This window comes from Vibrio parahaemolyticus (assembly GCF_900460535.1).
Taxonomy (GTDB): Bacteria; Pseudomonadota; Gammaproteobacteria; order Enterobacterales; family Vibrionaceae; genus Vibrio; species Vibrio parahaemolyticus.
In genome coordinates, this window is sequence record NZ_UHIL01000002.1 from 419062 (window position 1) to 432113 (window position 13052).

Sequence of the window (13052 nt, forward strand, 5' to 3'; positions counted from 1 at the left end):
AAAGCAGTAATAATAATGACAACAAACAACCAAAGCCTAAACCTTGAACCTTTGATTTTGCCGAACGCTCCGGATTGGTTCCCACTTGCGTGGGGATGGTGGGCAATGCTTGCGGCGATCGTTCTTTTTGTTTTAGGTGTATATTTGTATGCAAAATGGCGTAAAAAGCGCTTACTTGCCAAAAAAACGGCATTAAAGCTTTTGACTCAATCCGTCACACCTCATACGCCTTCCTCTGCTCTGGAAATTCTGCGTCAAGCAGCATTGAGTTACTTCCCACGTGAAGACATCGCCCCGTTAACTGGAATGGCATGGTATGAATTTCTCGACAGTCATACCAAAGAGACTCGATTCGTAGACAAACAACAACAGTGGCAAGCCGCGTTATATCAAAAGTCGCCTCAAGAGCAACATCAAGATTTGATCGACGATTGTGCCTTTTGGATAACTCACGCTTTGCCACCGAAGAAAAAGGCAAACACCCGTGACTGAGCAAACACTCATGACAGACCTTTCCCAATGGTTAAACATTGAATTTGTCTGGTGGTGGGCACTTTTTTTGTTGCCCTTACCTCTGCTGATTTACAAGCTTCTTCCTGAAGAAACTCGACAAGCAGAAATCAAACTGGCGTATTTGCCAGAAAGCAAAAACAGCCATAAACCTAAACAATGGCAACAAAAGTCGTTGTCGGTAGCCATTTGGACGCTATTGGTCGTCGCTTGTGCGAGACCAGTTTGGTTTGGTGAACCTGTCGAGTTTCAACCTAAGTACCGAGACTTAATGCTGGTGGTTGACCTTTCAGGCTCCATGCAAAAAGAGGACATGAACTTAGAAGGCGAGTACATCGACCGACTCTCTGCCGTGAAAAAAGTCTTATCAGATTTTGTCGCGAAGCGAAAAGGTGATCGGCTTGGAGTAGTTCTATTTGGTGACCACGCGTACTTACAAACGCCACTGACGGCTGACCGACAAACCGTTATCCAACAAATCAAGCAAACCGTAATTGGCCTAGTTGGTCAACGAACCGCAATTGGCGATGGTATCGGCTTAGGAACAAAAACCTTTGTCGATAGCGATGCGCCCCAGCGCGTGATGATTTTGCTCAGTGACGGCAGTAACACCGCTGGTGTGTTAGATCCAATCGAAGCGGCTGAGATTGCGAAGAAATACAATGCCACTATTTATACCGTCGGCGTAGGTGCTGGCGAAATGATGGTGAAAGACTTTTTTATGACTCGTAAGGTCGACACCGCAGCCGACCTTGATGAACAAACGCTCACGAAGATTGCAGAAATGACTGGCGGGCAGTACTTCCGTGCGCGAGATGCCGAACAACTTGAAAAGATCTACGACACAATCAACAAACTGGAACCTGTATCAAGCGATACCCAAACTTGGCGGCCTCAGTCCGAATGGTTCCCATACCCACTGAGTGCAGCTTTAGTGCTTTCTATGTTGTTGTTCCTGCTAAGGAGAAAACATGGCTGAGTTTACTTTCCTTAACCCATATTGGTTACTGGGACTGATAACAATCCCCTTCGTACTCCTGATTAATCAAAAATTTAGAGCGAAAAAATCCGCGCTGATTGCCCCGCACCTCGCCAAAATGCTTGGGCAGACCACCCAGTCCAAACCCTATTTTACGATTTGGGGCTTGGCTTGGGCGATTGCCTGCGTAGCGCTCGCTGGGCCGAGCTGGCAATCAAATACACGTCCAAGCTTCGAGCTAAGCCAAAATCGTATGCTAGTGCTAGATATGTCTCGCTCGATGTACGCCAGCGACATCAAACCCAATCGCCTTACTCAAACACGTTACAAAGCGTTGGACTTGTTGCCAAAGTGGAAAGAGGGGGCGACTGGATTGATCGCCTATGCAGGCGATGCCTACAGCTTGAGTCCGCTAACGACGGATGCTAGTACGCTAGCAGGTATCATCGAGAACTTGTCGCCAGAGCTGATGCCATTCCAAGGCTCGAACCTCCCTGCAGCGATCGAATTGGCGTTAAGTCAATTTTCACAAGCAGGTGCAAACCAAGGAGACATTGTGGTTCTTGCCGATGATCTTGATGATTCAGAATTGGCACGCTCTCTGAATTTAGTTAAAGGTAAAAACATACGAGTCTCGGTTCTTGCAATCGGCACGGCAAACGGCGCACCGATTGCCCTACCCGACGGCTCGCTTCTTAAGACCACGCAAGGCTCGACCGTTGTTGCCAAAACACACCTGAAAAACCTACAAACGCTAGCCAACAAAACGGGCGGTATGTTTGTTCCTATTCAGCACAACAACCGAGACGTGGATAGCATCGCAGCGTACACGAATAATACTGGGAACAACTTGGCAGCAAAACAGAATCAAGAGGTCAAAACCGATTCTCGTTTGAATGGTGGATTTTGGCTATTGCCTCTACTGCTACTGCCTACCGTTTTCCTGTTCCGCCGTGGTGTAATTTGGGTATTTATCGCTGCGCTGCTTCCAATAACTTGGACACCAGACGCACAAGCCAACCCATTCTTAAATGCCGATCAGAAAGCGGCTAATCTCTATAAACAGGGAGAATATGAACAAGCCAAAAACCTGTTCACTGACCCAAGTTGGCAAGGCGCGGCAAGTTACCAAACTGGCGATTACGAAGCGGCTATTAAAGCGTTTTCAAATGACCAATCACAAACCGGCCGCTATAACCTAGCGAACTCGCTAGCGCAAAATGGTCAGTTAGAAGACGCTGCTGAGCAATACAAAAAGCTACTTAAAGAAAATCCTGATTTTGAAGCAGCGAAGAAAAACCTGTCGGTTGTGGAGGAGAAACTGAAACAGCAACAGCAACAGCAACAGCAACAGCAACAGCAACAGCAACAGCAACAGCAACAGCAACAGCAACAGCAACAGCAACAGCAACAGCAACAGCAACAGCAACAGCAACAGCAACAGCAACAGCAACAGCAACAGCAACAGCAACAGCAACAGCAACAGCAACAGCAACAGCAACAGCAACAAAAGTCTCAGAATAGTACTAAACAAGAGCAAGGACAGCAGTCACAAAATCAGCAAGACGCTGAAAATAAAAAAGAAAAGCAAAATCCCGAACACAAAGCTAAGCAGCAAAAGACCGAAACGGAAGTAGAAAAGCAAGGTGAGCAAAAAAAAGGTGAACCTATGCAAGCGCAAGCCCAACCAGAAAAAACACCTCAGGATGATCCTGAATTCCGCCGCCTAGAAGCTGTCGAAAGTGCTCGAGATCCAAGCTTTTTGATTCGTGCACAAATGCAGTTGCAAGCTCAACAAAAACAACGTCCACAACAATCTCAGAAGGAGTGGTAAGCCCGTGATGAAAAAAGGCGTACATCTGGTCTTTATTCTTGTGGCCAGCCTGTTATCTAGTTTCTCGGTGATGGCACAAAGCCTTCAGGCAAGTGTCAACAAAACTGAAGTGGCTAAAAATGAAGTCATCAACCTACGGATAATGGCAGATTCAGAAGTGGCGTCCGACGCCATCGACTTCAGCGTATTGGAAAAAGACTTCTTCTTAGGACAGCCTCGCTACGGGCGTTCGAGTAACAACATCAATGGTCGCAAATATCAACGCACAGAATGGAGCATTTCTATAGCGCCAATGAAAGAAGGGATAATTACGATCCCGAGTTTTTCGGCCGATGACATGAAAACCGAGCCAATTCAACTAAGAGTCACGGCGAACAAATCGGCACCCGATCTGGATGATTTGTTCAGCTTCAATATGAGTGTCGATAACCATACGCTATATCCGCAGCAATCTGCGAATTTACGCATGCAACTGATCATCAAGGCCGACACTCGCCGTTTAGACAACCCACAAGTTGTGCCACCACGTATTGAAGGCATGAAGCTTGAACCTGTTGGTGAAATGCAACAAGGGCAGCGAGTCATTTCTGGGCTTGAAGTGACAGTGGTGGAGCAATCTTTCCGCTTAACCGCTGAACAACCGGGAACATTCACGCTCCTTGGCCCACAACTGACTGGATCTTATATCTATGGCGACAGTCTGACGGGCTCAACCAAGATCATGCCGATCAGCACAAAAGTGGGGCAAATGCCAATAACGGTAAAAGCCATACCTAGTGCGTTTAAAGGCAGTTGGTTACCCGCATCGGCACTGCAAATGACTCAGAGCTGGCAAGACGATCAAGGCAATACGCTATCCGCCAATACGGTAAATAACGTGAAACAAGGTTCGTCTATTACTCGTACCATTCAAATCAAAGCTCGCGGTACACAAGCCGAATACTTACCGCGTATTACTATGGATTACCCAAACTCCTTACGCGTTTACCCTGAGCAGCCTCAATTCGACACAGCAAGAGATGGCACGGTAATCATGACGGTAAAACAAGTGCTGATCCCAACAGAAGCAGGCGAATTCACGCTGCCAGGCTACGCACTGAATTGGTGGGACAGTAAAAGCGATGAAGCAAAGCAGGCAAACTTGTCTGAGCTAAAACTGAATGTGGAACAAAGCGATGCAGGCTTGATTACCTTACCTGAAACCGCGCTTCCTATACCAACCGTTTCAAATGCAGCTCCTGCCCAACAAAATGGCGTCGATAAACTCTGGCAAACGCTCACTTTTGTTTTTGCAGGCTTGTGGATTCTTACATCCGCAATTGCATTCGTAATTTGGAAAAAGCGTCCTGTTGCTTCCACAGAACCATTGTTGGTATCAGAAAGACCACTTTGCGTTGAAGCGTTAAAATGCATCATTAATGAAGGCGACGAAGCGAAAATCGAACGCTCAGTAAACGAGTACTTGAGTACCCATCGTGACCGACTAAATCCCGAAGATGTTCAAGCGGTCAAACTCGAACTCGATGCCATGAACAGAGCACGTTTTAGTTCAAATCAACAGCCATGGAGTCACAAAGCCCTGTTGGAAAAAGTGCAAAAACTGGCCAAGGCCAAACGTGACAAATCTAGCCACCAGCTAGAAAAACTATAAATAAGAATGGCAGCGCTCTAAACGCTGCCATTTTTGGTTTCTGATGTTCAGGAAGTATGCAAAAACAAACTCACGCTACAATTTGATCTTTTTGAGGGTCTTTTAACTCATATCGCTTCACGCAATTTCTCCCACTGCTTTTCGCCTGATAGAGCGCCTTGTCGGACAACTGATACAAGTGGTCGAAATTGAAGTCTTTGCCTTTGGTTTTGTAGCAGGAGTACCCCACCGAAACCGTCAGCAATTCACCTTCAGGGTTATGTTGATGCTTGATGCCTTCATCTTCAATGCATTGACGGATGCATTCCGCTCTCAACCGAACCTCTTCTTGGTTCGAGCCGATCATCAATAACACAAACTCTTCCCCCCCAATTCGACAAAAGACCTCGTCTTCATCTTTGGTATGGTGTTCAAGAATGTTCCCAATGCGCATCAGTGCAATGTCACCTTCAAGATGACCATAGTGATTGTTAAACAAACCAAAATGGTCAATATCAATCAAAATCAGACCGAATGACATCGCCTCTTCGCAATCCAATGCGCAGTATTTTTGCATCACATGTTCCAGCATACGGCGATTTCCAAGGCGCGTAAGTGGATCGAGTTTAGACAGTACTTCGAGCTGGCGATTCGCCTCTTCTAGCTCTTTGGTTCGGTTCTGCACTTCTAACTCAAGGTTTTCATTTAACTCTCGAATCGCCTCTTGAGCTTGAGTGCGTTGCAGCACCTCGGCCAAACTGGAAGAGAACATACGAATCACTTCGCGCAGTTGAGAGGTTAACGGCGCGCGAGTGAGCAGGTTATCGACGGCAATAAAAGCGATGGGGCCACTGCTGTTTGAGGTGAGAACCGTCATTGCCGCCCAACCAAAACCGACGATATTACAGTCGTGGTAAATGGGAACGGATTCTTCGAATGCGACTTCACTCGGTACGGCGCGAGCCAAATTGATCAGAGAGAAGTTTTGCGTCTCACCAAAGAAATAGGACTCATCAACGACATTCCCTTGAATGTCCGTGCCCCAAGTGCCCTGCATGTATGAGCAGTTTTCATCGGTCAAAAATACCGCCATACGATCAATACCGAGGTTTTTAATCGCGAAAGTCACTGCCGATTTACACACATCACTAACGGTTGTACAGCGTGATAGCTCAACCATGCTTGAGTGCAACATGCGCACATTTTGCTCTTGGCGCTTACGGATATAAATTTGTGAGAAAAGAGAACCAAACGAGTCCAACATCTGTTTTTGATACGCCGTTATCGGCTTGCGATGAATGAAGTTATCGAGCGCAAACCAACCGAAGGGCTCATTGCCGTCACGCAGGATTAACATCGCGTTCCATCCCTGCCCGACCACTTTGCCCGCCGTGTATATTGGCGCATCTTCGATGATCACTAAATTACTCTCAAGGCTCGACAGCGCAGCGATGTATTCCTCACTCAGTTGATGTAGGTCGTATTGCGTGTGGAATTCATCGATCGTAACGCCAGACTCATCTGTGCCGTATGTACCGCTGAAACTGCGCTTTTTCATGTCCAGTAGCATCAGTGTGGTGCGGTCAAAGCCCAATCGTTCACGCAGGGCTTCGACGGCTTTGTAATACAAATCTTTTAAGGAATCAGGGTTGGAGATCTCGAGTGCGACTTGCTGAACTAACTTCATGTTTTCGATAAAACGTTCGCGCTGGCTAATTTCATCGACGTATTGAGCTTCACGGATGTCTCGATGTCGCATCTCTTGTGATGCATTTTTCTCGGCTCGAATGCATTGCCAACGCGCAGCCGCGAGCTGCATTGCGTCGTAGCTTTCTTCGTAAATATTGTGTGCGGTGCGAGCTTGGACAGATTGGATAAGTAAATAGGTGCGTTTTATTGGCGTGTTGTCGAGCATCATTATGTAGCTGTCGCCACCTAAATCTTGGGTGTGATTCCAGTGACAAGTGTTAATCGCCAGAGGAATAATGCTTTCGGATGTATCAAATTGGCAGGCCCAGTCCCAGAAAATCTCAGGGTACTTTTGAATAGGGTAAAGCTCTCCGCGAGAAAAACTCACAGAACAACGAGGATTGGTTAAAGGGTCTTCAAAAATGGCGATCGCGTGAGGGGAAAAGAGGTTCTCTAATTGATCGAATATTGCTTCGGCCAGTAGCCGGTGGTCCCTCGTTGAAGACACTTTTCTCGTAAAACTTTTTAAATTCACCCTACCAACCTAATTTACTTTTTTATCCTCGATAAAAAACTACGCAGGTGGTGATATGCAATCAATATAATCAATTTTGAGCTGTTAAGTAATTCGCAAAATTTTCGGACTAAATTTCACATTCGAGAACTCTTCAGCACTTTTAGCACCATGTTTCACGAGAATTACATGTTGCATAAAAGTGGCCAATGTCGCTTAATTTTTAATAATTATTTATGCAGATAGATTTTATAAATCAGTATCTTAAAAAGAAAAAGGCCCCTCATAAAGAGGGGCAAAGTTACCATCGCTTATAGTTATCTGGTTATTTCAAAAATGCGGTTATTAACCGAAGTCGCCGTTTACGTACCCTTGCGTACGGTCGTCTTGAGGGCTGCTGAAGATCACTTGAGTATCGTTGTGCTCAACCAGTTCACCCATTAGGAAGAACGCGGTGCGGTCAGAGATACGACGCGCCTGTTGCATTGAGTGAGTCACGATTACGATGGTGTAGTTCTTCTTCAGCTCTTCCATCAATTCTTCAATTTTGTGGGTTGCAATCGGGTCAAGTGCCGACGTCGGTTCATCCATCAGGATTACGTCCGGTTCCATCGCGATAGTACGCGCGATACACAAACGCTGTTGCTGACCACCAGAAAGGCCGAATGCATGTGATTTAAGGCGATCTTTCACCTCATCCCAAAGTGCAGCGCCACGCAGCGAACGCTCTACCACTTCATCAATTGTCTTTTTGTCTTTGACGCCCTGAGCACGTAAGCCGTAAGCCACGTTCTCATAAATGCTCATTGGGAATGGGTTTGGCTTTTGGAATACCATGCCGACTTTGATGCGAAGGTCCGCAACGTCAATGTTGCCGTAGATGTCTTCGCCATCCATTGCGAGCTTACCCGTAATTTTTACGCCTTCGATAAGGTCATTCATGCGGTTCAAACAGCGTAGAAGCGTTGATTTACCACAACCTGATGGGCCGATAAGAGCCGTCACTTGACGAACAGGAATAGGCAGGTTGATCGATTTCAGTGCTTGGTTTTCACCGTAGAATAGGTCTAGGTTTTCAATATCAAACTTGTTCATTGTCTTAATCTCTTAAATCTTGAATTCGTGTCTTTTAACGTGCGTTCTTAATTGGTTTTGTTAGTAAGTTGCTGTGTTAAAACGTCTTGCAATCAGTTTAGTCACCATGTTGATCAAAAGAACAACGACGATCAGCACTGTTGCCGTACCGTAAGCCTGATTCCATTCTTCAATGGTAAACAGCTCGGTAGTCAGTTTGTAAAGGTGAACGGTTAGCGTACGACCTGAATCCAATAGAGAATCCGGAATACGTGCAACCATACCTGCTGTCAGGAATACTGGAGCAGACTCACCAATGACACGACCAATACTTAGAATGACCGAGGTTAAGATACCTGGCATCGCGCTCGGAAGAATCAAACGCCAGATAGTGTAAATTTTTGAAGCGCCAAGGCCGTATGAGCCTTCACGATACGTTTGTGGCACTGCCATCAATGCTTCTTCCGTGGTACGGATGATAACTGGCAGGATTAGGATACTTAGCGTCAGTGCACCCGATAGAATCGAGAAACCAAGACCAAGAATTGCCACGAAGAAAGTCATACCAAACAGACCGAAGATGATCGACGGGATACCTGCAAGGGATTCTGTACAGAATCGAATCACTTTCACCAAGCGGCTGCCGACTTTTGCGTATTCAGTCAGGTAAATCGCCGTCATGATACCCAGAGGTGCCGCTACTGCAATGGATGCAATAACCATGTAGATGGTCGACACAATCATCGGGAAGATACCGTGCTCATCGCCGGTACGAGTGTAATTGTCAGTAATGAAGTTCCAATCTACGTGTTGTAGACCGTTTGATAGGATGTACCAGATAATCCAGAACAGAAAACCTACCGTTAGTGCAGCCGAAATCCAAACGAAAGCGTTAAAGACGTTATCTTTGAACTGGCGTGCTTTTTTCAGTTTTGCGCGATCCATAATAGTCACCTTTAACGAGCGATTACTTCGCTTTTTCTCGGTTTAGGTAAAGAAGTACAGCGTTCAACGACATGATGAAGACCAGCAGTACCACACCTGTTGCGTACAGTGCGTTCGCGTGAACACCACTTGCGTAAGACATTTCAATCGCGATGTTCGCGGTCAGCGTACGTGCTGAGTCGAGAATGCCTTCTGGCATTGCCGGTGCGTTACCCATCACCATGATGATTGCCATTGTCTCACCCAACGCACGACCGATACCAAGAATCACACCAGTCATGATGCCTGAACGAGCCGCAGGAACGAGCAGTTTGAAGATTGTGTAGATTTTTGAAGCGCCAAGAGCCAAAGAGCCTTCTTTGTATGCACGGGGCACCGCTCGAATAGACGTTTCAGATACCGTGATTACGGTCGGTAGAATCATCACACCAAGAACAATAATACCCGCCAAGATGGTGTTACCCGCTGGCACATTGAAGATGTCTTGAATCAAAGGAACGATGATAACGAGGCCGAAGAAGCCATACACCACCGAAGGGATACCCGCTAGCAACTCAACCGCAGGACGAATAACATCAGCCAAACGCTTAGGCGCGATTTCAGCGATGAAGATTGCGGTAAGCACACCAACAGGAACGCCAACCATCACCGCACCCGCAGTAGAGACTACAGAAGCGACAATCATTGTTGCTACGCCGTAAAGCGCAGGTGGAAGCCAGTTTTGGCCAAGAACGATGCCCGATACTCCAGCTTCTTGGAAGGCAGGAATACTCTCTCGAACAATAAAGTAAGCAATTACTGCTAACGACACAATGCCGATAACAGCACTGGTTAGGAACAAGCCGTGGAAGATACGCTCTTTCCAGTCTACACGACGTTTCTCGCGCAGGCCTGGCTTGCTGATAGCTTTAGCGTCAGTATTCATAAGCTTTTCACTATTTGTTGCGATGGTCATTTAAAAATCTCACGGTTCTGGGTATTGCCAATGAACGCTATGGATAGAAAAGGCTCAGCCCTAAACGGTGGGCTGAGCAAACTTAAGAGTCCCGATAAATTAGTGAACTGAGATGTAACCGTTTTGGTCAACTAGCTTTTGTGCATCTTCAGTTAGCATCCAATCTAGGAATTTTTGCGTTTCTGCAGATGGCTTGCCTTCTTTGTAAAGCACAAGGAATGGGCGAGCTACTTTGTAAGAACCGTTTTTCACGTTAGCAACTGTTGCATCAACACCGTCGATTGCTAGAGCGTTAACTGTGTTGTCTACCGTACCTAGTGAGATGTAGCCAATTGCGTATGGGTTAGACGCAACCATCGTTTTAAGTGCGCCGTTACCGTTAGCAACTTGAGCACGTTGAGAGATTGCTGAAACTTTCTTGCCAGAAATTTTCATTTTAAGCGCCATGATGTCTTCAAATGCACCACGAGTACCAGAAGCGGTATCACGAGTGATTGCTACGATTGGCTTATCTTCGCCGCCCACTTCTTTCCAGTTTGATACTTCGCCTTTGTAGATTGCTGTCACTTGCTCAGCCGTTAGACCTGCTAGCTTGTTTTGTGGGTTAACAACAACCGCGATACCGTCACGAGCGACCACTTCTTCAACAAGTGTTGGCTCTTTTTCTGATTCCTTCAGGTTACGAGAAGACATACCTAAGTCTGCTGAACCGTTTTTCGCCGCTTTAACGCCAGCTGAAGAGCCAGGGCCTTGAACCTCGATAAATACGTTCGGGTTCGTCTTCATGTATGTTTCAGAGAAAACTTCCATCAGTGGAGTTACGCTGCTAGAACCCACTGCAGAGATAGTTTCTTTAGCAGAAACAGGAGTCACTGCCATTGCGCCTAGAAGTGCGATTGCACCGATTACTGTCTTTTTCATCACAATTTCCTTAAAGTGGCTTTATTGCCGTTGTGTTTCACTTGAACGGTGCCCACTTTAGAATCCGAATATGACAGTTGTGTTTCACTTAGTTGAACCCTCTATGACACGTTGTCATTTCTGTATATTAATTCCGCAACATTTCAGGTTGTGTTATTTCCTCGCTTGCTTCCTCGCCTTTCTACATCTATACAAAATGCCAAGTCCTTCAATTTTGCTACATTTCATAACAATTCGGCATTAGTAAGTAATTGATTTGAAAAATGTATTCATTAGAATCCTTAAGGTTATTAATAATAATGATAATAATCAAAACTATAGAGGGTCAATCATGCGTCAATTTCTTAGTACGCTTTCTATTAAACTTCAGGTCTTTTTACCTGTTCTATTCACCGTTGTATTACTCGTCATTGGATTGAGCGTCGGAATCGGCAAGCTCGACCAAGCATTCAATAAGGTTTCCACTTCCACCAACAAGCTGATCATTCATAAAGAGGAACTCAGCGCCATCGTAGACAACACCTACGCCATGCGCATCAAAGCCATTTACAGTCTATTTCGAGCCGAAGATGTCCAATCTCTCAACCAAGAACTGTCTGATAGACAAAACAAAAACCGCGATTTTCTCAATTCCATCGATAGCCTCCCTGGCGTTCAAACCGAAGTGAATGCCATGCGCAAAGCCATGGATCACTATGTTGATTTCACGCGCGTCACTATGACACCTCTGCTCACCACCAAACACTCTTCTGGCTACACCACATCCGATTCCAATCAAAAGTACGAATCTGCGATGGCAGAATATCGATTGGCTGGCGAAGCAATGATCAACGCCATCGACAACCTGTCTAAGCAATTGAATCAAATCGTCACCGATGAAGTGGAAGCGAATGGCGAACAGCATTCAACCACGCTCACTTACAGTGCGGTTTCGCTTGCGGTGATCTTGAGTGCCGCTTCGCTTATTAGTTGGATACTAGCCAGCTATATCGTTGCACCGATTCGTAACCTTCAAGGAACCATGCAAGAAGTCGCGAAGGGAAATCTATTGGTTAAAGCCGAAGCCATCGGCAAAAACGAAGTGTCGCAGCTGGCTCAGGATGTAAACCAAACCATCGACAAACTGCGTGAAACAGTGAGTGCATTAGTTCGCATTAGTGAAGATGTGGCATCAGCATCGACCGAGTTAGCGACCGTTATGACTCAAAGCAGCGTCAATTCGGATCAAGAAAAACAAGAAGTTGAGCAAGTGGCTTCGGCGATCAACCAGCTAGAATCTACCGCAGCTGAGGTGTCGACCAATGCACAAGAAGCCGATAGCGCATCAAATCAAGCACGCATGCTGACCTCACAAAGCCTGAGCATGTTTGAAGAAAGCACTCGCGCAAGCGAAAAAATGGCGGAGCAACTCAACGAAGCCGCTGCCGTCGTGACGTCTCTAAAAGATCAATCAGAACACATTGGTCGCGTGATCGAAGTGATTGAAGGCATTTCTGAGCAAACCAATCTGCTTGCACTGAATGCAGCGATCGAGGCTGCACGTGCCGGCGAAAGTGGCCGAGGCTTCGCGGTAGTGGCCGATGAAGTCCGTATGCTAGCGGCGCGAACTCAGGAGTCGACAAAAGAGATCCAGACCATCATTGAAGAGCTTCAACAGCAATCTGGTCACGCGAATGAAAGCATGCACTCTAGCTTAGCCATGCTGTCAGACAACCAAGCTCTGGCACAAGAAGTTAGCCAATCACTTGCTAATATCAGTAACGCTATCGCCGAACTGAACTCAATCAACACTCAAGTGGCGACCGCATCAGAAGAGCAGAAACAGGTCACGGCTGATATCAACAACAACTTAACGAACATCTATGAGCTGGTGAGCCAGAACGTAACTGGCATTACGCAATCCGCCGCTGCCGCTCAAGAGCTTTCTGGCCTAGCGGAAAACCAGCAGCAACAGTTAAGACAGTTCCAAGTGTAATCACTCATTGTGGCGTAAACACATGC

10 protein-coding genes are annotated in these 13052 nt (G+C 46.3%); 5 read left to right on the plus strand and 5 right to left on the minus strand.

The window, feature by feature from the left end; all coding sequences use genetic code 11:
- Nucleotides 1-15: 15 nt before the first annotated feature.
- Genes DYB02_RS18765 through DYB02_RS18780 form a run of 4 tightly spaced genes read left to right on the plus strand, consistent with a single transcriptional unit; the run spans nucleotide 16 to nucleotide 4974 of the window.
- Complete coding sequence (locus DYB02_RS18765; RefSeq protein ID WP_005462967.1) at nucleotides 16-492, plus strand: DUF4381 domain-containing protein; 477 nt, start codon at nucleotides 16-18, stop codon at nucleotides 490-492.
- The gene (locus DYB02_RS18770) at nucleotides 485-1489 is read left to right on the plus strand and encodes a vWA domain-containing protein (protein ID WP_029803894.1); all 1005 of its coding nucleotides are present in this window, start codon (nucleotides 485-487) and stop codon (nucleotides 1487-1489) included. Before DYB02_RS18765 ends, DYB02_RS18770 begins: the two co-directional genes overlap by 8 nt.
- Nucleotides 1482-3323, plus strand: coding sequence for a vWA domain-containing protein (locus tag DYB02_RS18775; RefSeq protein ID WP_115224158.1), 1842 nt, complete (start codon nucleotides 1482-1484; stop codon nucleotides 3321-3323). Before DYB02_RS18770 ends, DYB02_RS18775 begins: the two co-directional genes overlap by 8 nt.
- Nucleotides 3324-3327: 4 nt before the next feature.
- Nucleotides 3328-4974: a BatD family protein gene (locus tag DYB02_RS18780; RefSeq protein WP_049874829.1), complete on the plus strand. Its 1647-nt coding sequence runs from the start codon at nucleotides 3328-3330 to the stop codon at nucleotides 4972-4974.
- A 70-nt stretch (nucleotides 4975-5044) separates the two neighbouring features.
- Here the strand turns inward: DYB02_RS18780 and DYB02_RS18785 are convergent, their stop codons facing one another.
- The 5 genes from DYB02_RS18785 to DYB02_RS18805 all read right to left on the minus strand — a co-directional run bounded on the left by DYB02_RS18785 (nucleotide 5045) and on the right by DYB02_RS18805 (nucleotide 11051).
- Nucleotides 5045-7123 carry a sensor domain-containing diguanylate cyclase gene (locus DYB02_RS18785; protein ID WP_029806855.1) on the minus strand — a complete coding sequence of 693 codons (2079 nt, stop codon included), beginning with the start codon at nucleotides 7121-7123 and terminating at the stop codon, nucleotides 5045-5047.
- A 378-nt stretch (nucleotides 7124-7501) separates the two neighbouring features.
- Nucleotides 7502-8251, minus strand: a complete 750-nt coding sequence (gene pstB, locus DYB02_RS18790) for a phosphate ABC transporter ATP-binding protein PstB (protein ID WP_005499747.1) — start codon at nucleotides 8249-8251, stop codon at nucleotides 7502-7504.
- Nucleotides 8252-8311: 60 nt separating this feature from the next.
- Entirely contained in the window at nucleotides 8312-9175 is an 864-nt protein-coding gene (gene pstA / locus DYB02_RS18795) for a phosphate ABC transporter permease PstA (RefSeq protein ID WP_005478161.1), read from the minus strand.
- 22 nt (nucleotides 9176-9197) lie between these two features.
- Nucleotides 9198-10130 (minus strand): phosphate ABC transporter permease subunit PstC, encoded by a 933-nt coding sequence (gene pstC / locus DYB02_RS18800; protein WP_005462956.1) that lies wholly within the window; start codon nucleotides 10128-10130, stop codon nucleotides 9198-9200.
- A gap of 99 nt (nucleotides 10131-10229) precedes the next feature.
- Nucleotides 10230-11051, minus strand: coding sequence for a phosphate ABC transporter substrate-binding protein (locus tag DYB02_RS18805; protein WP_005462954.1), 822 nt, complete (start codon nucleotides 11049-11051; stop codon nucleotides 10230-10232).
- A gap of 331 nt (nucleotides 11052-11382) precedes the next feature.
- On the opposite strand from DYB02_RS18805, the gene DYB02_RS18810 reads away from it, so the two are divergent.
- Nucleotides 11383-13026, plus strand: coding sequence for a methyl-accepting chemotaxis protein (locus DYB02_RS18810; protein ID WP_029845723.1), 1644 nt, complete (start codon nucleotides 11383-11385; stop codon nucleotides 13024-13026).
- Nucleotides 13027-13052 lie beyond the last annotated feature (26 nt).